We start from the raw sequence: 22,945 nt of genomic DNA, 5'->3' as shown, positions 1-22,945 counted from the left end.
AGAATCAATCGCTCGGAAACCTGCACCCCGTCCTCGCCCAGTTCGCATCCACAAACGGCGCCGGCACCGCTAAGTCCAGCAGCAGCCGCTCGTAGCAGGGATGCCGCTGCAGTAACACCGTGCCGGCTTGCTGGACTGCTTCGAGGTTGCCGGCGGTGATCTTCCAACTGGTGGGGACGTTCTTGACCTTCTCTCGCAGTGCCCGTTGCTCGGGTGTGGCGACGGGGAGTTGGTCGAAGTCGATCATCACGGGGTAGACGCGCAGGCCGGTGAATTTGGGGTCGCCGGTGGCGCCGCCGGATGCGGCGTTGAACTGGGCCATCAGCACGGACATCTGGCTGGCGATGCTGGTGGTGGCGGAGTCGATGGGCTGCGAGGTGACGGCGCTGATCATCGGGATGATGCCGGGGCGCGTGGCTTGCAGGGCGAGGTCGTTGGCCGGTTCGGCGCGGGCGTTGATGACGATGACGACGACAGTGCGCAAAGCCCCGCCGTTGATGGCGGCGAGCAGGCTGCCGGGGGTCATCGTGGTGCCGGGCAGCGGGTTGGCGATGAGGCGCGGGCCGTCGGGGGCGGACAGGACTTCCATCAGGCCGTGCACCGCGAGGTTGTCGGCCATGCCGCCGTCCAGCAGGTAGACGTAGGGGATGCGGCGGCGCTGGGCGAAGTCCGGCGGGTCGCTGGGGCCGGCGGCGTCGTTTGAGCGGCGCAGGTCCACGGCGTAGCGGGCGCGCTTGAAGGCTTCGAGGTTGATGAAGGGGCTGTAGGTCTTGCGGACTTCTTTTTCGGGCCAGCTGGACGCGGGCTTGGCGGGGCAGCCGGGGCCGGAAAAGTTGGTCAGCGCGATGGGCGCGACGGCGATGGGCACGGCCGACGAGGCGGCCACGCCGACCGAGAGTTTCTGCGCGTCCAGGCTGGCGCAGATGTCGTCGAAGCGGCCGGGCGTGAAGGCGAAGACTTCGCCGGTGGACATCTCGGTGGCATTGAGGATCAGGTACGGTTTGCCGGGCTGGTTGATGGCAGCGAAGGTCTTGCCGTGGAACAGCTCGCGGTCGAACATGTCGCGGATCGCGTCGGTGCGTGATTCGCCTGCAAACGAGCGGCCGAGGATGGCAAACGGGTTCAGGAAATCGGCGGCGATGATCTCCATGTTGTCCGGCACCAGGAAGTCCTTGCGGAAGTCTTCCAGGCCCTCCTTGCCCGCCAGCGCGAAATGCGCGGCAATGACGCTGCCGCCGGAGACGGACGAGACCACGCCGATGTCGTCGGCCAGGCTGTGCGGTGCGCCGCCTCCTGTGCTGATGACCTGGTCGCGCAGCTGGCTGAGCACCGTCCAGCCCAGCGCCGCGGCGCGCGAGCCGCCACCGGAGATGGCGACCAGCACCAGCGGGCGCTGCGGGTCGGAAACGTCCAGGCTGCGGCGCTCGGGGTTGGGCTCGGCGGTGGCGAGCGGCGTGTTTTCGAACCGGGTGCTGGCGCAGCCTGCGCAGAGCAGGACGGCGAGCAGCCAGGCCAGTCGATGAGAAGGCAGCAGCATCGTGTCAGGCCTTCTTGGGCGGGGTGGCGGCCGGCTTGGTGACGGCGTTCTTGGCCGCTGCTTTCACAGCTGCCGCAGCTGGCAGCACAGGCGGCGTCACCGGCGGGTTCAAAGGCGGCGGCACCGGGGACGGCACGGCAACCGGCTTGGCAGCCACCACTGGTGCAGACGCTGGCACGGGCACGGGCACGGGCACGGGTGCGGGTGCGGGTGCAGCCAGCGTTGCCGCCGCCCGGGTGAACACCACGACGCAAGGGCGGATCAAGGAGGTGCCGGAAAGCACCACATCCACGCTCTCGGGCGTGCAGCCTTGCGCGTCCACCGTGATGGTGTATTCGTCGGACGGCAGGATCAGCGTGTGGTTGGTGAAGCCGACGCCGTTGCCGTCTGCGCGGACCGGGCATGCGTCCGGGCAGATGACCAGCAGGAACTCGATGGACATGGCCTGCTCCGTGGCACCAGGGTGCGGCATCGTGGCATGCGACCCTGGCCATGTCTGCCACCCATGTGGGGGGCTTGGGCAGGCGCTCAAGCCAGCAGCGCGTCGTGCAGCACCGCACCGGCCGCACCCACGGCGCAGGCGTTGAGCCCGAAGCGGCAAAGCCGCACCTCGGTGCTGTGGAAGGCGTAGCGGCCTTGCAGCGCCTGGAAGCTGGCGCGGGCGGTTGCCAGGTAAGGTGCGCCGAGCTGGCCCATGGGGCCGCCCAGCACGATGACGGCCGGGTCCAGCGTGTTGCAGATGTTCTGCATCAGCATGCCCAGGTAGCGGCCGGCGCGCTCGGTGGCCGCCACGGCTGCGGGCTCGCCGGCGCTGACCTTCGCCACCAGTTCGGCAATCGGGAGGATGGGCGCAGTGGCGCCGGTGAGGTCCAGGCTGACTGCCCGCTGCGACACGAAGGCCTCGGCGCAGCCGCGGCTGCCGCAGCGGCACGGCGGCCCGTCCAGTTGCAGGATGGTGTGGCCGACCTCCCCGGCGCTGCCGTCATGGCCCAGGTGCAGCCGGTCGCCGAGCACGATGCCGCCGCCCACGCCGATGCCCAGGCTGAGGTAGATGAGCGAATCCGGGTGAACGCCCTCGCCTGACCCTTCCATGTCGCCAAAAACGTATTCGGACAGCGCCGCCGCGTTGGCTTCGTTCAGCACCTTCAGCGGCGCCACGCGCACGCCGCCCTTTACCAGCAGCGCGGCGAGCGGCGCGGCGATCTCCTGCCCTGCCCAGCCGAGGTTGGGCACCACGCCGATGCGCCGGCCTGCGCCATGCACCGTGCCGGGAATGCCCACGCCCACGCCGAGCAGCCGGCGGCCCTGGCGGGCCAGCGCGGCGTCCTGCTGCCCCAGCATGGCGACCAGCGTGGCCAGCGTGGCGGGCAACTCCCCTGGCGCATGCGGCTGGAACTGCTCACCCAGCACCCGGCCCTGCAGGTCACAGGCGACGACGTTCAGGTAGTCCACACCGATCTCGGCGCCCAGCAGTGCCAGCCGGCTGTTGTCCATCGCCAGCGGCGTGGGCCGGCGGCCAACGGCGCCGGACACCGGCACCTCGGCCTCGCGGATCCAGCCGTCGTCGATCAATTCCTGCACCAGCAGGCTGACGGTGGACTTGGTCAAGCCGCTGCGTTTGGCCAGGTCGGCACGCGAGAGGCCGCTGCCGGTCCGCACCAGCCGCAGCAAGGCGGCGCTGTTGATGCGCTTGAGCAGGCTCTGGTCGCCAGTGGCGACGCCTTCGGAACGGGGCGGGGGAAGGTTGGCCATCAATTAGTTCGAATCATAGACTTATTCGCCGGCGGTCAAGGCCAAAGCGCGATGGAAGTCGCCTGCCCGCAAAGGTAAGCGTCTTGTACACGACACGCTGTTGTCAAACGACGGGCCTACCCTGCGCGCACTTTGCCAACCCCCAAGGCCAGCCACATGACCGAAACCAATCGCCGCCAGTTCCTGCACCTGCTTGGCGCCACCGGCGCCGCGACCGCCGGCGCCCTGCCACCCAGCATCGCCCGCGCGCTGGCCATCCCGGCCAACAGCAAGACCGGCACGATCAACGACGTCGAGCACGTCGTGATCCTGATGCAGGAAAACCGCTCGTTCGACCACCACTTCGGCACGCTGCGCGGCGTGCGCGGCTTTGCCGACCCGCGTGCCGTGACGCTGCCCTCGGGCCAGCCGGTCTGGTACCAGAAGGACGCCGACGGCAAGCTGGTGATGCCGTTCCGCCCGCCGGTGGACAACCTGGGGCTGACCTTCCTGCCGGACCCGCCGCACGGCTGGAACGACACCCACGCCGCGTGGAACCTGGGCCGCCAGGACCAGTTCGTGCCGAACAAGGGCCTGTCGGCCATGACCTATCACCAGCGCGCGGACATTCCGTACCACTACGCGCTGGCAGACGCATTCACGGTCTGCGACGCCTATCACTGCTCGCTGCTCGGCCCGACCGACCCGAACCGCTACCACCTGTGGTCCGGCTGGGTCGGCAATGACGGCGCCGCCGGCGGCCCGGTCATCACCAACGCCGAGGCCGGCTACGACTGGAAGACCTACCCGGAGCGCCTCGAAGCGGCCGGCATCAGCTGGAAGATCTACCAGGACGTGGGCGTGGGCCTGAACGCCGCGGGCTACTGGGGCTGGACCAGCGACCCGTACATCGGCAACTACGGCGACAACTCGCTGCTGTACTTCCACCAGTACCAGAACGCGCAACCGGGCACGCCGCTGGCCGACAAGGCCAAGACCGGCACCAACATCGACGCGCAAGGCCGCGACCCGATGCAACTGGTGACCCAATTCCGCGACGACGTGGCCAACAACCGGCTGCCGCAGGTGTCGTGGATTTGCGCGCCGGAAGCCTTCAGCGAGCACCCGAACCATCCGGCCGATTACGGCGCCTGGTTCATTTCGCAGTTCCTGGACGCGCTGACGGCCAACCCGGAGGTCTGGAGCAAGACGGTGCTGTTCGTCAACTACGACGAAGAAGGCGGCTTCTTCGACCACATGGTGCCGCCGACGCCACCGATGAACGACAAGCTGGGCGCTTCCACCGTCAGCACACACAACGAGATCTTCCCCGGCGACGACAGCCACCCCAAGGCGCCTTACGGCCTGGGCATGCGCGTGCCGATGATCGTCGTCTCGCCTTGGAGCAAGGGCGGCTGGGTCAACTCGCAGGTGTTCGACCACACCTCGGTGATCCGCTTCCTGGAAGCCCGCTTCGGCCAGGGCAACCCGGCGCTGACCGAAACCAACATCACCAAGTGGCGCCGCACCGTCACCGGCGACCTGACCGGCGCGTTCAACTTCGCCAAGCCCAACGTCAAGCTGCCCACGCTGCCCAGCACCGCCGGCTACGTGCCGCCGGACCTGGTGCGGCATGCGGACTACGTCGTCGTGGCGCCGACCGACCCGACGCTGCCGGTGCAGGAAACCGGCGTGCGCAACGCGCGCCCGCTGCCCTACGTGCTGCACGCCAGCGGCATGGTGGCGGCTGACGGCAGCTACCAGATCGGCTTCAGCAACTTCGGCACCCAGGCCGCCGTGTTCCATGTGCGCGATGCGCTGCATGGCAAGGACGCACCGCGCGGCTACACCGTGGGCGCCGGCAAGTCGCTGAGCGGCAACTGGGCGGCGAAGAATGGCCAGTACAAGCTGGCGGTGCACGGCCCGAACGGCTTCTACCGCGCCTTCCAGGGCAGCACCGGCGGTGACGGCATGGCGCTGCTGCAGGTCGAGGCGCAATACACCGCGGCCGACGAGCAGTTGCTGACGTTGAACATCACCAACAACAGCCCGCGCTCGGTGGAAGTCCGCCTGGTCGACGCCTACGGCCGCAAGAGCCAGAGCCTGAAGCTGCATGCCGGTGCTTCCGGCGCCGTCAGCTGGAACCTGGTGAAGACCTCGGGCTGGTACGACGTGAGCGTGCGCGTGGATGGCGACACCGGCTTCCTGGTGCAACTGGCCGGCCACATTGAAAACGGCAAGCCGAGCATCAGCGATCCGATGATGGGTGGGCTTCAGCTGAAAGCCTGACCAAACACCCGGCCTCGCGAACACGCCGGGCCACTTAACAAGCCCAAGGCCTCGCTGCGACGCGAGGCCTTTTTCGTTCCTGCCCAGTCCGGCGCACAAACAAATGGGGTCAGAGTCAATTTATCTTGAGATACCCCATTGCAACGCTACCCGAATGCCCAGATAAATGGACTCTGACCCCATTTGTTTGAACCACGGTGGGGGACCGCTCCGAGGCCGATCCCTTGCCCTTCAATCCAACTCTCTGAGCGGATGCACGTGCGCCGGCCAGGGGCTGGCGAAAAACGGGGCGATGAGCTCGGGCGTCACATCCGCGATGTGCGGCGGGTTCCAGTGCGGCTGGTGGTCCTTGTCGACCGCCAGCGCGCGGATGCCTTCGACCGTTTCGCTGGCGGTGCCGGGGCGCAGCTGGAAGCAGTGGCGCACCAGGTCGCGCTCCAGGCGCAGGTCATCGGCCAGCGTCATGTTGCGGGCGCGGCGCACGAGTTCCAGCGTCACGGCCATCATCATCGGCGAGCGTTGGTGCAGCGTGGCCAGCGTGGCCTTGGCGAACTCGGAATCGTCTGAAGCCAGCGAGGCTTCGATGGCGACCAGCGTGGGCAGGCTGAAGTGCAGGTCGATCGCGCCGCGGTGCGTTGCCAGGGCGCCCTCGCCTGCGGCTTGTGCATGCGGCTTCAGCGCTGCGGCAATGCGGGTGGCGGTTTCCTCGGCGGTGTGCGGAATGTCGGCCGGACGGCCGGGCATGGCAGCCGGCTGGGCCAGCGCCGCGACCAGGGCCGGCAGTGCGGCTGACGGCACCAGTGCGTCCGCCAGGCCCAGCGAGATGGCGTCCGCCGCAGTCAGGGTCTGGCCGGTCAGCGCCAGGTATTCGCCGGTGTGGCCAGGGCAGCGGGCCAGGAACCAGCCGCCGCCCACGTCCGGGAACAGGCCGATGTGGGTCTCGGGCATCGCCAGCTTGCTCAGCTCGGTGACCACGCGCACGCTGGCGCCCTGGCTGATGCCCATGCCGCCGCCCATGCAGATGCCGTCCATCAGCGCGATGTAGGGCTTGGGGTAGCGGTGGATCAGGTGGTTCAGCGCGTACTCCTCGGTGAAGAAGTCTTCGAGCTGAGGGTTGCCCGCAAGCGCGGCCTGATGGAAGAAACGGATGTCGCCGCCTGCGCAAAAGGCCGGCGCCTTGCCTGCGCGGCCCGCGCCCTGCACCAGCACGGCGCTGACGCTGCGGTCATCGCGCCAGTGCAACAGCAGCGTGGTCAGGTCACGCACCATGCCGAGCGACAAGGCGTTCAGCGCGCCGGCCCGGTTCAGCGTGATGATGCCGAAGTCGCCCTGCTGCTCGGCCAGCACCTGACCGCCGGAGACCAGCGGGGGCAAGGAAGAAGCGGAAGTCATGGAACCAGTGTCTCCTGCGGGCTGTCGCCCGTCTTGCATGCGAGGGTGGCGGCTCTGCCGGGTGGTGAACGCCGCGAGATGGCAATGATTGTGCCGCGCCGCGCCGCTTCAACCGTGTCTGCCGCATCTGCCGCCTCAGCTGCCGGCTGAGGCCACCCTGACCGCCGACTGGCGGCGCTGCCACATGGCCACCGCTTCATGGCCGGCCAGTGCCAGCAGCACCAGCGTGCCGCCGGCCAGCACGCTGGGCGGTGGCTCCTCGGCTCCGCTGGCCCAGGCCCAGGCGACGCCGAACAGGATTTCCAGCAGCCCCAGCAACGCGGACTCCGGCGCGCTCAGCACCCGGCCGGCGGCCACGGCCAGCGCGCATGGAATGGCCAGCTGCACCAGGCCCAGGCCGCCGAGCAAGGCCACGTCATGCGCACCCGCCCGCAGCGGCCAGGCCCAGGGCAGGCAGGCCAGCGCCGAAAGCGTGGCGCCCAGCATCACGGCAGGCCGCATGTCGACCCGCGCACCAGGGTGTTTGCGCTCGTTGGCCTGCAGCAACGTCCACATGCTGGCCGCCGCCAGCGGCGGCACCATGGCCAGCGCGCTGCCCAACAGATGACGCGGCTCGGCGCCGGCCAGCTGCGGGCCGTACATCCAGCCGATGCCGGCGCCCGCCAGCGCGATGGCGCCCCAGGTGCGCAGCGGCAGCCGCTGGCCCAGCGTGGCGCGGCCGATCAGCGCGGCGAACAGCGGTCCCAGTGCCTCGGCCACCAGCACGTTGGCCACCGTGGTCAACGCCAGCGCGACCATGAAGGCTGTGAACATCATGGCCCAGCACAAGGCTGACGCCCACAAGGCCCAGCCGCCTTGCGTGAGCGAGCGCCGCAGCGCCTCACGCCCCATCAGCCACGGCAACAGCACCGCCAGCGACGCGGCCGCACCGGCGCTACGCCAGAAGGTCTGCTCGGCCGCCAGCCCGGGCGCGTCGAGCTGCCGCGTGACCACGCCGGCGATGCTCCACATCAAGGTGGCCAGCACCATCGTCACCACGGCTCGGCCGTGCCCCATTGCTTGTCCTGGTTCCATCACTGCTGCCTGCCAAAAATGCACAAAGCCGCCCGAAGGCGGCTTTGTCGCAAGGCGGGGGACCGCCAGCGGAGCCGGCGCCGGGCCGCCCCCAAGGCGGCGGAGCCAACCCGCTCGGCGGGTGGGTTCGCGTATCTCGCGAACCCGGGTGCGCCATCCCCAGCGGGGCCGGCGCCGGGCCGCCCCAAGGCGGCACCGCCAACCCACCCGGCGGGTGGTCTCAGGTACTCATGAGACCGGGTGCCCTACTTCAGCCCCTGGAGGCGCGCTTGCGGTCGTGTTCCGACAGATGGCGTTTGCGCACGCGGATCGACTTCGGCGTGATCTCGACCAGTTCGTCGTCCTCGATGAACTCGACGCCGTATTCCAGCGTCAGGTCGATCGGGGGCGTGATCTTGATCGCATCTTCCTTGCCGGAGACGCGGAAGTTGGTCAGCTGCTTGGTGCGGGTCGCGTTGACGACCAGGTCGTTGTCGCGGCTGTGGATGCCGACGATCATGCCTTCGTAGACCGGGTCGTTCGGCTTGACGAACATGCGGCCACGGTCGTCCAGCTTGCCCAGCGCGTAGGTGAAGATTTCACCGGCGTCCATCGAGATCAGCACGCCGTTCTTGCGGCTGGCGATGTCACCCTTGTGCGGCTCGTAGCCGTCGAAGATGTTGCTGATCAGGCCCGAACCACGGGTCAGGTTCAGGAACTCGTTCGAGAAGCCGATCAGGCCACGCGCCGGGATGCGGTATTCCAGGCGCACGCGGCCACGGCCGTCCGGTTCCATGTTGACCAGCTCGCCCTTGCGCTCACCCAGCGCCTGCATCACGCCGCCCTGGTGGGTTTCTTCCACGTCGGCAGTGACCAGCTCGATCGGCTCGTGCTTGACGCCGTCCACATCGTGGAACACCACGCGCGGCTTCGACACGGCCAGCTCGTAGCCTTCACGGCGCATGTTCTCCAGCAGGATGGTCAGGTGCAGTTCGCCGCGGCCCATCACTTCGAAGATGCCGTCTTCGTCGGTTTCCTTGACGCGCAGCGCGACGTTGCTCTGCAGTTCCTTCTGCAGGCGGTCCCAGATCTGGCGGCTGGTGACGTACTTGCCTTCGCGGCCAGCCAGCGGGCTGGTGTTGACGCAGAAGTTCATCGTCAGCGTCGGCTCGTCGACCTTCAGCATCGGCAGCGGGGCCGGGTTGGCCACGCTGGTGACGGTGACGCCGATGCCGCTCTCGTCAATGACATTGATCAGCACGATGTCGCCCGGGCCGGTTTCGGTGACCTGCACGCGGTCCAGGCCCTGGAAGGTCAGCACGTTGTTGACACGGCCCTTGGTGGCCTTGCCGTCCGGGCCTTCCATGACAAGCACGTCCATCGACGGCTTGATCGTGCCCTGGCTGATGCGGCCCACGCCGATGCGGCCGACGAAGGTGGAGTAGTCCAGCGCCGAGATCTGCAGTTGCAGCGGAGCGGCCGGATCGCCTTCCTGGGCCGGCACGTGCTTGAGCACGGTGTTGAACAGGGCCGACATGTCCGGGCCCCACTGTTCACCGGGGGCGCCTTCGGTCAGCGAGGTCCAGCCATTGATGCCGGAGGCGTAGACGACCGGGAAGTCCAGTTGCTCGTCGGTGGCGCCCAGTTTGTCGAACAGGTCGAAAGCGGCGTTGATGACGGCGTCCGGCTTGGCCCCCGGCTTGTCGACCTTGTTGACGACGACGATGGGCTTCAAGCCCAGCGCCAGCGCCTTCTTGGTCACGAAGCGGGTCTGCGGCATAGGGCCTTCCTGGGCGTCGATCAGCAGCACCACGCCGTCGACCATGGACAGCGCGCGTTCGACTTCACCGCCGAAGTCCGCGTGGCCCGGGGTGTCGACGATGTTGATGTGCGTGCCTTCCCAGCTGACGGCGCAGTTCTTGGCCAGGATGGTGATGCCACGTTCACGTTCGATGGCATTGCTGTCCATCACGGTGTCAACCACCTTCTCGTGTTCGGCGAAGGTGCCCGACTGACGCAGCAGTTGGTCAACCATGGTGGTCTTGCCATGGTCCACGTGGGCAATGATGGCAATGTTGCGGATCTGTCGGCTCATGGGAGAGGTCTTTCTAAGAAACCAGCAAGGCCTGCACCTCGACGGGGCTGAGCAGGCGGTCGGCGATCAATTCGCCAGCAAGAATGTGGCCACTGCCCAGAAAGGCAGCGGAGCAATCGGGGCCAAGAAACCTCGGGAGCGGCCCCTCGGCTCCTTGAGGGCCGTAAACCCGCACGGCCGGGGTGTCTGGAAGCGCCACGCGACGGCGCAATCCGGTGAGGAAACGGGCCGCTTCGGTGTCCGGCAGGCTGAGTGCCGGCCAGTCCGCGAGCAGCGTGTCAGGCCGCTGGAGCCGCGCATCGCGTGCATCGGCATCCTCCTCGGCCAGTTGAGTCAGCGTGACGGCATGGGACAGGTCCAGTCCGCCACTGTGCGTGCGGCGCAGCCCGGCGAGGTGCGCGCCACAGCCGAGCACCTCGCCCAGGTCCTGGGCCAGCGTGCGAACGTAGGTGCCCTTGCTGCAGCGCACGTCCAGCGTGAGCAACATGTCTTCAGGCTGCCACGAGACGATGTCGAGCCGATGAATGGTGACGCGCCGCGATGCGCGCTCGACCTCGATGCCGGCGCGGGCGTATTCGTACAGCGCCCGGCCGTCCTTTTTCAGCGCCGACTGCATCGGCGGAATCTGGTCGATCGAGCCGAGAAAGCTGGCAACAGCATGAAGCAGCTGTTCGCCGGTGACATTGACCGGCCGCTCGGCGAGGATCTCGCCTTCGCGGTCGCCGCCCACCGTGGTCTGGCCCAGGCGCAGCGTGGCCAGGTAGCCCTTGTCGGCATCCAGGCTCACTTGCGAGAACTTGGTCGCGGCGCCGAAGCAGATCGGCAGCAGGCCGGTGGCCAGCGGGTCCAGCGTGCCGGTGTGGCCCGCCTTCTCGGCGCGGTACAGCCACTTGACCTTCTGCAACGCATCATTGCTCGACAGGCCGATGGGCTTGTCGAGCAACAGCACGCCGTGCAGGGCACGGCGCGGGATGCGGGGCTTGGCGGAATTCATCGGCGTTGTCTTGGAAAAGGGGAAAACTCGGTCAGTCCTGCGGACCGCCGGGTTCGTCTTCCTTGGCCCGGGTGGCGTTGGCGCGGTTGATCAGGCTGCTCAGCTCGGCAGCGCGGGAAGTCGTCTGGTCGAACTTGAAGTGCAACGTGGGCACGGTGTGGATCGCCAGGCGCTTGAACAGGCCGTTGCGGACAAAGCCGGCAGCCTCGTTCAGCGCGATCTCGGTCTCGACCGGGTCGCCCACCAACAGCGAAAACAGCACCTTGGCATGCGCGTAATCCGGCGTGACCTCGACCGCATTGATCGTGACCATGCCGATGCGCGGATCCTTCAGGTCGCGGATCAGCTGGGCCACATCGCGCTGGATCTGGTCGGCCACGCGGAAGCTGCGGTTGGGGATGTTGCGTTTGTGTCGCATCTGGATGTGCTCCGGTTCGGCGTTGCATCAGGCTTCTGCCCCAAGTAAAAACCCCGCCGTTTCCGGCGGGGTTCTAGGGTGAAACCCGACCCCGCTTTTACAGCGTGCGTGCCACTTCCTTGACCTCGAAGAATTCCAACTGATCACCTTCCTTGATGTCGTTGTAGTTCTTGAGCTTGATACCGCACTCGAAGCCTTCCTTGACCTCGCGGACATCGTCCTTCTCGCGCCGGACGGATTCGACTTCGCCGGTGTAGACCACGATGTTGTCGCGCAGCAGGCGGAACTTCGCGTTGCGGCGAACCAGGCCGGAGGTGACCATCGAGCCGGCCACGGTGCCGATCTTGGAAGCCACGAAGACCACGCGGATCTCCGCGGTGCCCAGCGCTTCTTCGCGCTGTTCCGGCGCCAGCATGCCGCCCATCGCTGCCTTCACCTCATCCACTGCGTCGTAGATGATGTTGTAGTAGCGCAGGTCAACGCCGCTGTGCTCGGCCAGCTTGCGGGCTTGGGCATCGGCACGGGTGTTGAAGCCGATGATGATGGCCTTGGAGGCGATCGCCAGGTTGACGTCCGACTCGCTGATGCCACCCACCGCGGCGTGCACGATCTGCACCTTGACCTCGTCGGTCGACAGCTTGAGCAGCGAAGAAGCCAGGGCTTCCTGCGAACCCTGCACGTCGGCCTTGATGATCAGCGGCAGCGCCTGTGCAGCACCTTGGCCCATGGTCTCGAACATGTTCTCCAGCTTTGCAGCCTGGCGCCTGTTCAAGGTCACTTCGCGGTACTTGCCCTGGCGGAAGGTGGCGATTTCACGGGCCCGGCGTTCATCCGACAGCACCATGAAGTCATCACCTGCCTGCGGCACTTCGGTCAGGCCCTGGATTTCGACCGGGATCGACGGGCCGGCTTCGGCCAAGGTCTTGCCGTCTTCGTCCAGCATGGCACGCACGCGGCCGAAGCTCGAGCCTGCCAGGATCACGTCGCCACGCTTGAGCGTGCCGGACTGGATCAGCACGCTGGCGACCGGGCCGCGGCCCTTGTCCAGGCGGGCTTCGATCACGATGCCCTTGGCCATCGCCTGCGCAGGTGCCTTCAGCTCCAGCACTTCGGCCTGCAGCAGCACCTGTTCCAGCAGTTCGTCGATGCCGACGCCGGTCTTGGACGACACGCCCACGAACGGCGACTCGCCACCAAACTCTTCCGGCACGACCTGCTCGGCCACCAGCTCGCCCTTCAGGCGTTCGGTGTTCGAGTCCGGCTTGTCGATCTTGGTCATGGCCACAACGATGGGCACGCCCGCCGCCTTGGCATGGTGGATCGCTTCCTTGGTCTGCGGCATCACGCCATCGTCCGCCGCGACCACCAGGATCACGATGTCGGTGGCCTTGGCGCCGCGAGCCCGCATGGCCGTGAAGGCCGCGTGACCCGGGGTGTCCAGGAAGGTGATCATGCCGCGCGGGGTTTCCACGTGGTACGCGCCAATGTGCTGCGTGATGCCGCCAGCTTCGCCTGCGGCCACGCGGCTGCGGCGGATGTAGTCCAGCAGCGAGGTCTTGCCGTGGTCAACGTGGCCCATCACGGTCACGACCGGTGCACGCGAGAGCGCCTCGCCGGAGGCTGCGGCTTCTTCCTCTTCCGAGAAAGCTTCCGGATCGTCCAGCTTGGCAGCCAGCGCCTTGTGGCCCATTTCCTCGACCAGGATCATGGCTGTCTCTTGGTCCAGCTGCTGGTTGATGGTGACCATCTGGCCCAGCTTCATCAGGGCCTTGATCAGCTCACCGGCCTTGACCGACATCTTGTGCGCCAGGTCGGCGACCGAGATGGTCTCCGGCACATGCACTTCCTGGATCGTCGGCTCGGTCGGTGCCTGGAAATTCGAGGCGTTGCCCATGTCGCGGCTGTCGCCACGGCGGCCACCGCGCGGCGCGCGCCAGCCCGGGCGGTTGCTGCCAGCGTCGGTGCGCGGCTTGGCCGCGCCAACGCCACGCTTCTTCGCATCGTCAGCCCAGCTGGACGACAGCTTCTCGGACTTGACCGACTTCTTGTCGCCCGGCTTTGCAGCGGTGGCGGCAGTCGTCGCGGGCGCGCCAGGCGCACCCTTGGCCTTGTGGATCGTGCCCTTGATGCCTTCCTTGGGCACCTCGACCGGCTTGGGCGGCTCTTCCGGCTTCTTCGCTACCAGAACCTTGCTCTTGCGGTTCATCATGTCGCGGATGGCGGAGGCCTCGGCCTCGGCCTTCTGGCGGCGAGCGGCCAGGTCGGCCATGCGCTTTTGCTCTTCGGCTTCGGTGTCTGCCGCCTTCACCACGCGCAATGCGGGCTTCGGGGGGGCGACCGGCTCGGGCGCAGGCACCGGGACTGGCGCAGGCGCGGGAGCAGCGGCCACGGGTGCCGGAGCGGGCGCCGGGGGAGCGGCTTGCCGGCGCGAAGGCGCGGGTGCCTGCGCAGCGGCAGACATGGCCGACGACTCGGCAATGGACTTGGCCTTTGCGGCAGCCTTGGCTTCCAGCTTTGCTTCCGCCTTGGATTCAGCCGCCGCCTTGGCAGCAGCCTCCTCGGCAGCGGCGGCAGCTTCGGCGGCGGCCTTTGCGGCAGCGGCCTCAGCAGCCATCCGGACCTCGCGGTCGTGGCGCTCCTGCTCTTCGCGCAGGCGGCGCTTTTCGGCCAGCTCTTCTTCCTGTTGACGGATCTGCTCGGCCTGCAGGCGGGCTTCTTCTTCGCGGCGCGAGAGATCGGCTTCTTCCGCAGCGGCGGCTGCGCCGTCGTCTTCGACACCACCCGGCGCATCGTCGCGCTTGACGAAAGTGCGCTTCTTGCGCACCTCGACCTGGATGGTGCGGGCCTTGCCACTGGCATCGGCCTGCTTGATCTCGCTGGTCGACTTGCGGGTCAGCGTGATCTTCTTGCGGTCGGCGCCAGCAGTGGAGCCGTGGGAGATGCGGAGATAGTCGAGCAAGCGCTCCTTGTCCGATTCGTTGAGCGAATCGTCAGGCGAAATCTTGGCGACGCCGGCCGACTTCAGCTGCTCGAGCAGCGTCCCGGCGGGCCGGTTCAGCTCCGCGGCGAGTTGGGCGACGGTAGTCACAGCCATTCTTGAGTTTCCTTGATCTTGGTGCCGTGTGCGGGACGTGCGGGTAGGCTGGGCGCTCAGGCGTTGAACCAGTGTTCACGCGCCTTCATGATCAGCGCCTTGGCCTGCACGTCGTCCACACCGGTCATCTCGACCAGTTCATCGACGGCCAGGTCGGCCAGGTCATCACGGGTGTGCACACCACCATCAGCCAGTTGGCCAATCAGAGCGGGGTTGAGGCCGTCGAGGTCGCGCAGATCCTGCGAAACGTCATCGACCTTTTCTTCACGGGCAATTTCCATCGTCAGCAGCGCATCCTTCGCACGATTGCGCAGCTCGCTGACGGTGTCTTCATCGAAGCCTTCGATCTCCAACATTTCCTGCAGCGGCACATAGGCCACTTCTTCGAGACTGGTGAAACCTTCCCCGATCAGCATGTTGGCGACTTCTTCGTCCACGTCGAGTTTCTCGACAAACAGCGAGCGGATCGAGCCCGACTCTTCCGCCTGCTTGGCGGCCGATTCCTCGGCCGTCATGATGTTGATGCGCCAGCCGGTCAGCTCGGACGCCAGGCGCACGTTCTGGCCGCCACGGCCGATCGCGATCGCCAGGTTTTCCTCGTCGACCACGACATCCATCGCGTGCCGCTCTTCGTCGACGACGATGGACTGCACGTTGGCCGGCGCCAGCGCGCCGATGACGAACTGCGCCGGATCTTCCGACCACAGCACGATGTCGACCCGCTCACCGGCGAGTTCGTTGGTCACCGCGGTGACGCGCGAACCCCGAACGCCGACGCAGGTGCCGATCGGGTCGACCCGCTTGTCATGCGAGACCACGGCGATCTTGGCGCGCGAACCGCTGTCACGGGCGCAGCTCTTGATCTCCAGCAGGCCTTGCTCGATTTCCGGCACTTCCTGGGCGAACAGCTCGACCATGAAGCCTGGCGCCGAGCGCGACAGCATGATTTGCGGGCCACGGGCGATCGGGTCAATGCCGGCCATGAAGGCCCGCACGCGGTCGCCGGAACGCAGGTTCTCCTTGGGGATCATCTCGCCGCGCTTGAGCCGGCCTTCAACGCGGCCCGACTCGACGATGATGTCGCCCTTGTCCAGGCGCTTGACGGTGCCGACGAAGATCTTCTCGCCACGGGCGAGGAAATCGTTCAGCAACTGCTCACGCTCGGCATCGCGGATCTTCTGCAGGATCACCTGCTTGGCCGCTTGCGCGCCAATGCGGCCGATGGTCACGGACTCGATCGGCTCCTCGATGTGGTCGTCCACCTCGATGTCGGGAATCTGTTCCAGCGCTTCGAACAGCAGGATTTCGGCATCAGGAATCTGCAGGCCGGCTTCGTCCGGAACGACGTGCCAGCGGCGGAAGGTCTCGTAATCGCCGGTGTCACGGTCAACGGTGACACGGATGTCCACTTCACCGCCGTGAAGCTTCTTGGTCGCAGAAGCCAGCGCGGCCTCCACCGCGCCAAACACCACATCGCGCTCCACGCTCTTCTCGCGCGAGATCGCATCCACCAACATCAGCATTTCGCGGTTCATTCTTGTTGACCTCCGTCGTTCGAGTCGCCGTCCGCTGCCTGCGGCACAGCCGGGGTGGCTTTGCCACGCCGCCCCTTGAAATCCAGCACCGGCACCAGCCGGGCCTCGCGCACTTCGCCCAGGCTGAAGTCCAGTACCTGGTCGACCTTGCCATCGTTGAACACCAGCTGCCAGCCGGTGTCATCCGTGGCGACGGCCTGCTCGTCAGCCTGCGGCGTGGCCTCCTCGGCCCCCACGGCTTTCTGCAGCAAACCTTCGTATTTCTTGCGGCCCTGGAACGGCAGCTTGAGCGTGATCTGCACCTGCTCGCCGACAAAGCGCTGGTAGTGAGCGGCCGTCTTCAGCGGCCGATCCAACCCCGGGGAAGACACTTCCAGCCGTGCATAGTCGACGTTCTCGACTTCCAGCACATACTGCAACTGGCGCGTCACCGCCTCACAGTCTTCAACCGTGACAAACTCATGTGGCCCGGTGGGGTAGGCCCGACCGGGCACCCGGTCGATCAAAACGCGCAGCAACCCGCCTGCCGATCGCTCGACATCAACGAGTTCATAGCCCAATCCGGTCACCGTACGATCAACGGCCTGGCTCCAGCTCATCAGGGTGCGAATACCTTCCAGTAAGAAGCAAAAAGGCGCTTGAAACGCCTGACCACCAGAAACACGCAGCGGAAAACCGCGGCTGAAAACACAAACGCCAAAAAAAATGGGCTGGAAAAATCCGCCCACTCTTTCTAGCGCTTCGGTGCAATTCTAGCGAAGAGTCTGATTGTAGCCCGAAGGCAGGGCTTCAGCAAGCTGCCGGACTGGGCGCATGCGAGAATTGCGCGCTGCATATCAAGAACACTGCGGACAGGGACCGCCTACCGCAACCTTACCGTCCACGGAGACCGCATGGGATTTCTCGCCGGCAAGCGCCTGCTGATCACGGGGCTGCTTTCGAATCGCTCCATCGCCTATGGCATCGCCAAGGCCTGCCACCGCGAAGGCGCCGAACTGGCGTTCAGCTACGTCGGTGAGCGCTTCAAGGATCGCATCACCGAGTTTGCAGCTGAATTCGGCTCCAGCCTCATATTTGATTGCGACGTGGGCGACGACGCCGCCATCGAGCGACTCTTCGCCGACCTGAAATCCGCCTGGCCCGAAGGCTTCGACGGATTTGTGCATTCGATCGGCTTCGCCCCGCGCGAAGCGATTGCCGGCGATTTCCTCGATGGGCTGACCCGCGAGAACTTCCGCATTGCGCATGACATTTCGGCCTACAGCTTCCCGGCCCTGGCCAAGGCTGCCCTGCCCTCGCTGCGCCCGCACGCTGCACTGCTGACGCTGAGCTACCTGGGCGCGATGCGCGTGGTGCCGGCCTACAACACCATGGGCCTGGCCAAGGCGTCGCTGGAAGCCAGCGTGCGTTACCTTGCCGCCAGCCTGGGCCCCAAGGGCATTCGCGTGAACGGCATTTCGGCCGGCCCGATCAAGACGCTGGCCGCTTCGGGCATCAAGGGTTTTGGCAAGCTGCTGGAAATCTTCTCGAAGAATGCGCCGCTGCGTCGCAACGTCACGATCGAGGACGTTGGCAACGTCGCCGCCTTCCTGCTGTCGGACCTGTCGGCCGGCGTGACCAGCGAGATCACCTACGTCGACGGCGGCTTCAGCCACGTGATGAGCGGCATGCCGCTGGACGAATAGAGTCCCGCCCGCGCCACTCAAGCCCGGCACTGTCCGGGCTTTTTCACGCCCGTCGATCCCGCTCCGGCACAATTGCCTGATCAGCCCCAGTCTTCAGAAGGCAAGGTGGACGGCGGCTGGGTGTCCAACACCTCATCGGCCAGCGCCACCCGGTTGCGGCCTGCCTGCTTGGCCCGGTAGAGCGCCTGGTCGGCCCGGGCAATGGCCTGCTCCAGCGGCTCGCCGGCCCGCGCCTGGCACAGGCCGAAGCTGATGCTGACCGGCAGCAGCGTGGCCACCTCCGGCAAGCGCAGCGAACGCGCCTGCACCAGCGCCCGCAGCCGTTCGGCCACCATCCGCGCGGCCGGCAGCTCGGTGCCCGGCAGCAGCACCAGGAACTCCTCGCCGCCCCAACGCCCGAGCAGGTCGCCCTGGCGCATGCCGCTTTGCAGCGCCTGGCTGATGGCCCGCAGCACCTGGTCGCCCACGTCGTGGCCGTGCTGGTCATTGACGGCCTTGAAATGGTCCACGTCGCCCAGCAGCACGCTGAGCGCGTTCAGGGGCGCGCTGGCATCGTTGAGCTTTTCCAGCTGATGGCGTGCCAGTTCGGTGAGGCTGCGGCGATTCAGCAGGCCGGTCAGCGGATCCAGGCTGGCCATCTCGCGCAGGCCGGCCTCGGCCCGCAGCACCAGGTTGTAGTAGATCGCCGAAAGACCTGCCAGCATCGATAACGCGGCCGCCGCATTGAACAGGCGCAGGCCTTGCAGCCAGCCATCGGGCAGCGCTTGCGGCGGCGGGCTGCGGTGCGACAGCAGGTCCAGCGCGAGGTACAGCAGCACACAGGCGGCAGCCCCTGCCCACTTGGCGCGCCGCGGCACCAGCGTGCTGACCATCAGCGTGGGCAGCATCAGCAGCAGGTAGTAGTGAAAGCCGCTGTCCCAGCCCAGCCAGCAGCTGGCAACACAGGCGTGCAGCACCACTTCGACGCCAGCCATCACCTCGCACAGCCGGTGCCAGCGAGTCTGGCGCATCAGCTGCGTCATCAGCAGGTACAGCAGGCAGCTGAAGACATTGAACAGCGCCAGCCCGGTGACGCCCGCAGCCAGGAACAGCACCACGAAGGCCGCATGCACGATGGCGGCCATCAGCATGCCGGAGACGATCAGGCGCCCGCCTTGCGACAAGGAGCGAACCAGGGCGCGCATCAGATCGCCCCGGTCAGCCCGCGGCTCAGGCGGGCACCCCCACAGAAAGCGTCAGATCGCCTCGCGGCGCACGCAGTCCACATAGTAGTGGCGTTCACCCTTGTCATTGTCTTCCGCCACCAGGCCGTGCACATCGGTGTCGAAGCCAGGGAACTTGGCGTTGAAGGCCTGCGTGAAGCGCAGGTAGTCGACGATGCGGCGGTTGAAGACCTCGCCCGGGATCAGCAGCGGAATGCCAGGCGGGTATGGCGTCAGCAGCGCGGTGGTCACGCGGCCTTCGAGTTGGTTGATCTCGACCCGCTCGGTCGCGCGGCGCGCGATGTACGCGAACGCCTCGCTGGGCTTCATCGCCGGCTCCAGGTCCGAAAGGTAGACCTCGGTCGTCAGGCGCGCAATGTCGCCTTCGGCGTAGGCCTCGTGCACGGACTGGCACAGGTCCTTCAGTCCCATCTTCTCGTAGCGCGGGTGCGCGGCGCAGAACTCGGGAAGGATGCGCCACAGCGGCTGGTTGCGGTCGTAGTCGTCCTTGAACTGCTGCAGCGCGGTCAGCAGCGTGTTCCAGCGGCCTTTGGTGATGCCGATGGTGAACAGGATGAAAAACGAATACAGGCCGGTCTTCTCGACCACCACGCCATGTTCGGCCAGGAACTTGGTGACGATGGACGCCGGGATGCCGGTCTTGGCGAACTTGCCCGACATGTCCAGCCCCGGCGTGATGATGGTGGACTTGATCGGGTCCAGCATGTTGAAGCCGGCCGCCAGGTTGCCGAAGCCGTGCCACTCTTCATTGGCCTTCAGAACCCAGTCGTCGGGCTTGCCAATGTCGTGTGGTGCCAGCTCATCCGGGCCCCAGACGGTGAACCACCAGTCGGCCGCGTATTCCTTGTCGACCTTGCGCATCGCGCGCCGGAAGTCCAGCGCCTCGCGGATGCTTTCCTCGACCAGCGCGGTGCCGCCGGGCGGCTCCATCATCGCCGCAGCCACGTCGCACGAGGCGATGATGGCGTACTGCGGCGAAGTCGAGGTGTGCATCAGGTAGGCCTCGTTGAACAGGTGCTTGTCGAGCTGCACCGTCTGCGAGTCCTGCACCAGCACCTGCGAAGCCTGGCTGATGCCCGCCAGCAGCTTGTGCGTGGACTGGGTGGCATAGACCATGGCCTCCTTCGGGCGCGGGCGGTTCTTGCCCATCGCGTGGTAGCTGCCGTAGAACTTGTGGAAGGCCGCGTGCGGCAGCCAGGCCTCGTCGAAGTGGATGGTGTCGACCCAGCCGTCCAGGTGCGACTTGATGGACTCGGTGTTGTAGAGCACACCGTCATAGGTGCTCTGCGTCACGGTCAGGATCTTGGGCCGCACGCTGGCCGGGTCCACGCCCTGCAGCAGCGGATGGCGGGCGATCTTTTCCTGGATCGAGGCCTTGGTGAACTCGCTCTCGGGGATCGGGCCGATGATGCCGTAGTGGTTGCGCGTGGGCGTCAGGAAGACCGGCACAGCGCCGGTCATGATGATGCTGTGCAGGATGGACTTGTGGCAGTTGCGGTCGACCAGCACCACGTCATCCGGTGCCACCGTGTGGTGCCAGACCATCTTGTTGCTGGTGCTGGTGCCGTTGGTGACGAAGAAGCAGTGGTCGGCATTGAAGATGCGCGCCGCGTTCTTCTCGCTGGCCGCGACCGGGCCGGTGTGGTCCAGCAACTGGCCCAGCTCTTCCACTGCGTTGCAGACGTCGGCCCGCAGCATGTTCTCGCCAAAGAACTGGTGGAACATGCGACCGATCGGGCTCTTCAGGAAGGCCACGCCACCGGAGTGCCCGGGACAGTGCCAGGAGTACGAACCATCCTGCGCATAGTCCATCAGCGCGCGGAAGAACGGCGGCGCGAGGCTGTCGACGTAGCTCTTGGCCTCGCGGATGATGTGGCGGGCCACGAACTCCGGCGTGTCCTCGAACATGTGGATGAAGCCGTGCAGCTCGCGCAGGATGGCGTTGGGAATGTGGCGAGATGTCTTGGTTTCGCCATACACATAGATCGGCACGTCGCTGTTCTTGCGCCGCACTTCCTCGATGAAGCTGCGCAGGTTGAGCACCGCCGGGTCCAGGTCGGGGCCGGGCGTGAACTCCTCGTCGTCGATGGAGAGGATGAACGCGCTGGCCCGGCTTTGCTGTTGCGCGAACTGCGAGAGGTCGCCGTAACTCGTGACGCCCAGCACCTCGAAGCCTTCGGTTTCGATGGCTTGCGCCAACGCGCGGATGCCCAGGCCGGAGGTGTTCTCGGACCGGTAGTCTTCGTCGATGATGACGATGGGAAAGCGGAATTTCATCAAAAGCTCCAGACCACGGGCCAGAAAAAGCGAAAAACAGGCGCGAAGTGTATGCAAATACCTCGGCATCCTCCTTGCGCTGTGCTTGAATACACCCAAAATGTGGTGCCATCAAGACACCCACAACCCTGAAGGAGGGGCCATGGCCGATTCAACCATCTGGTGGCTGCTTGCGGGAGCGGCAGTCGCCGTCGAACTGCTCACCGGGACTTTCTACCTGCTGATGATCGCCATCGGTCTCGCGGCCGGTGCGCTCGCGGCGCATGCGGGAGCGGCGCCGACTGTCCAGCTTCTCGTGGCTGCCGCGATCTGCAGTGGCGCCGTGACTGCCTGGCACCTCTTGCGGCCCAAGCGGTCCGACGCCCCCACGGGCTCCAACCGCGACGTCAACCAGGATGTCGGCGCAACCATCGAAGTGCCGGCATGGGAAAGCGACGGCACGGCATCTGTCAAATACCGCGGGGCGCAATGGACTGTTGTCGCCGCGCCCGGCGAGAACCCGCAGGCCGGCGCGCATCGCGTCCGCGAAGTCGTCGGCAGCCGCTTGGTCGTCGAAAAAATCTGAACCGTTCAACAGGAGGGAAATCCATGGAAGTTGCCATCGTCATCGTCATCATCGCGGCCATCTTCGCCTACCGCGCGATCAAGGTCGTCCCCCAGCAGAACGCATGGGTGGTCGAGCGCCTGGGCAAGTACCACGCCGCGCTCGCCCCGGGCCTCAATTTCCTGGTGCCCTTCATCGACAAGGTCGCCTACAAGCACAGCCTGAAGGAAATTCCGCTCGACGTGCCAAGCCAGATCTGCATCACGCGCGACAACACGCAGCTGCAGGTGGACGGCATCCTTTACTTCCAGGTCACCGATCCGATGCGTGCAAGTTACGGGTCATCCAACTACATCATGGCCGTGACGCAGCTGGCGCAAACGTCGCTGCGCAGCGTGATCGGCAAGCTGGAGCTGGACAAGACATTCGAGGAGCGCGACATCATCAACGCCCAGGTGGTCGCCGCCATCGACGAAGCCGCACTGAACTGGGGCGTGAAGGTGCTGCGCTATGAGATCAAGGACCTGACGCCGCCCAAGGAAATCCTGCACGCGATGCAGTCGCAGATCACTGCCGAGCGCGAAAAGCGCGCCCTGATCGCCGCTTCGGAAGGCCGCCGCCAGGAGCAGATCAACATCGCCACCGGCGAGCGCGAGGCCTTCATCGCCCGCTCCGAAGGCGAAAAGCAGTCGATCATCAACAAGGCGCAGGGTGAGGCAGCTTCGATCACCGCGGTGGCCGATGCCACCGCGTCCGCCATCGAGCGCATCGCAGCGGCCATCCGCCAGCCCGGCGGCGAGCAGGCGGTGCAGCTCAAGGTGGCCGAGCGCGCGGTGGACGCCTACAGCAAGGTGGCGGCGGACTCGAAGACGACGCTGATCGTGCCGAGCAACATGACCGAGGTGTCGGCGCTGATCGGGTCAGCCATGAAGATGGTGCAGGGAACGAAAGCCGCCTGATCAATCCGGGGTGGAACTGAGCGGGCTGGGACGTGACCGCAGGCCTTGCGGCAGCAGGTGCTCGAACAGCTCGCTCACTTCCTCGATCTTTTCCCGGGCCGCGGCCTCGCCGTGCCGGG

At 66.4% G+C, this 22,945-nt stretch carries 17 protein-coding genes; 4 read left to right on the top strand and 13 right to left on the bottom strand.

From position 1 onward, the window contains the following. Positions 1–4: 4 nt before the first annotated feature. From ACAH41_RS27130 to ACAH41_RS27120, 3 genes are all read right to left on the bottom strand, one after another. Positions 5–1,537, bottom strand: coding sequence for a patatin-like phospholipase family protein (locus tag ACAH41_RS27130; protein ID WP_325655349.1), 1,533 nt, complete (start codon positions 1,535–1,537; stop codon positions 5–7). 4 nt (positions 1,538–1,541) lie between these two features. Beyond that, the gene (locus ACAH41_RS27125; RefSeq protein WP_325655350.1) at positions 1,542–1,979 is read right to left on the bottom strand and encodes a hypothetical protein; all 438 of its coding nucleotides are present in this window, start codon (positions 1,977–1,979) and stop codon (positions 1,542–1,544) included. Positions 1,980–2,065: 86 nt separating this feature from the next. After that, entirely contained in the window at positions 2,066–3,289 is a 1,224-nt protein-coding gene (locus ACAH41_RS27120; RefSeq protein ID WP_325655351.1) for an ROK family transcriptional regulator, read from the bottom strand. Positions 3,290–3,445: 156 nt separating this feature from the next. Here ACAH41_RS27120 and ACAH41_RS27115 point away from each other — a divergent pair, with 156 nt between their 5' ends. Further along, positions 3,446–5,557, top strand: a complete 2,112-nt coding sequence (locus tag ACAH41_RS27115; protein WP_325655352.1) for a phosphocholine-specific phospholipase C — start codon at positions 3,446–3,448, stop codon at positions 5,555–5,557. A 231-nt stretch (positions 5,558–5,788) separates the two neighbouring features. On the opposite strand, the gene ACAH41_RS27110 is transcribed toward ACAH41_RS27115, so the two are convergent. The 8 genes from ACAH41_RS27110 to rimP all read right to left on the bottom strand — a co-directional run bounded on the left by ACAH41_RS27110 (position 5,789) and on the right by rimP (position 16,737). Next, positions 5,789–6,949, bottom strand: a complete 1,161-nt coding sequence (locus ACAH41_RS27110) for an enoyl-CoA hydratase/isomerase family protein (protein WP_325655353.1) — start codon at positions 6,947–6,949, stop codon at positions 5,789–5,791. Positions 6,950–7,084: 135 nt separating this feature from the next. Continuing rightward, complete coding sequence (locus ACAH41_RS27105; protein WP_370538690.1) at positions 7,085–8,005, bottom strand: DMT family transporter; 921 nt, start codon at positions 8,003–8,005, stop codon at positions 7,085–7,087. Between the two features lie 268 nt (positions 8,006–8,273). Continuing rightward, positions 8,274–10,097, bottom strand: a complete 1,824-nt coding sequence (gene typA / locus ACAH41_RS27100) for a translational GTPase TypA (protein WP_370538689.1) — start codon at positions 10,095–10,097, stop codon at positions 8,274–8,276. Positions 10,098–10,110: 13 nt separating this feature from the next. Further along, entirely contained in the window at positions 10,111–11,091 is a 981-nt protein-coding gene (gene truB, locus ACAH41_RS27095) for a tRNA pseudouridine(55) synthase TruB (RefSeq protein ID WP_325655356.1), read from the bottom strand. Between the two features lie 31 nt (positions 11,092–11,122). Then, positions 11,123–11,509: a 30S ribosome-binding factor RbfA gene (gene rbfA, locus ACAH41_RS27090; RefSeq protein WP_325655357.1), complete on the bottom strand. Its 387-nt coding sequence runs from the start codon at positions 11,507–11,509 to the stop codon at positions 11,123–11,125. 97 nt (positions 11,510–11,606) lie between these two features. Continuing rightward, on the bottom strand, positions 11,607–14,603 hold the full coding sequence (gene infB, locus ACAH41_RS27085; protein WP_370538688.1) for a translation initiation factor IF-2: 2,997 nt from the start codon (positions 14,601–14,603) through the stop codon (positions 11,607–11,609). Positions 14,604–14,659: 56 nt separating this feature from the next. Further along, a complete protein-coding gene (gene nusA / locus ACAH41_RS27080) occupies positions 14,660–16,138 on the bottom strand; it encodes a transcription termination factor NusA (protein ID WP_325653095.1) in 1,479 nt (492 codons plus the stop codon). Then, a complete protein-coding gene (rimP, locus tag ACAH41_RS27075) occupies positions 16,135–16,737 on the bottom strand; it encodes a ribosome maturation factor RimP (RefSeq protein ID WP_325653100.1) in 603 nt (200 codons plus the stop codon). The genes nusA and rimP overlap by 4 nt, the downstream gene beginning before the upstream one ends. 294 nt (positions 16,738–17,031) lie before the next feature. Between rimP and fabI the strand changes: the two genes are divergently transcribed. Then, positions 17,032–17,823 carry an enoyl-ACP reductase FabI gene (gene fabI, locus ACAH41_RS27070; protein WP_325653096.1) on the top strand — a complete coding sequence of 264 codons (792 nt, stop codon included), beginning with the start codon at positions 17,032–17,034 and terminating at the stop codon, positions 17,821–17,823. Positions 17,824–17,903: 80 nt separating this feature from the next. Here fabI and ACAH41_RS27065 read toward each other — a convergent pair whose 3' ends face one another. Together ACAH41_RS27065 and ACAH41_RS27060 are read right to left on the bottom strand one after the other, a co-directional pair. Next, complete coding sequence (locus tag ACAH41_RS27065) at positions 17,904–19,007, bottom strand: GGDEF domain-containing protein (protein ID WP_325653097.1); 1,104 nt, start codon at positions 19,005–19,007, stop codon at positions 17,904–17,906. A 51-nt stretch (positions 19,008–19,058) separates the two neighbouring features. Continuing rightward, entirely contained in the window at positions 19,059–21,323 is a 2,265-nt protein-coding gene (locus ACAH41_RS27060) for an Orn/Lys/Arg decarboxylase N-terminal domain-containing protein (protein WP_370538687.1), read from the bottom strand. A gap of 142 nt (positions 21,324–21,465) precedes the next feature. Here ACAH41_RS27060 and ACAH41_RS27055 point away from each other — a divergent pair, with 142 nt between their 5' ends. Beyond that, complete coding sequence (locus tag ACAH41_RS27055) at positions 21,466–21,888, top strand: NfeD family protein (RefSeq protein ID WP_370538686.1); 423 nt, start codon at positions 21,466–21,468, stop codon at positions 21,886–21,888. 23 nt (positions 21,889–21,911) lie between these two features. Continuing rightward, positions 21,912–22,826, top strand: a complete 915-nt coding sequence (locus ACAH41_RS27050; RefSeq protein ID WP_370538685.1) for an SPFH domain-containing protein — start codon at positions 21,912–21,914, stop codon at positions 22,824–22,826. Positions 22,827–22,945: the final 119 nt, after the last annotated feature.

Origin of the sequence: Ideonella sp. (assembly GCF_041287625.1) — a bacterium.
Classification (GTDB): Bacteria; Pseudomonadota; Gammaproteobacteria; order Burkholderiales; family Burkholderiaceae_C; genus Ideonella.
This window is presented reverse-complemented; position numbering and strand designations above follow the sequence as displayed.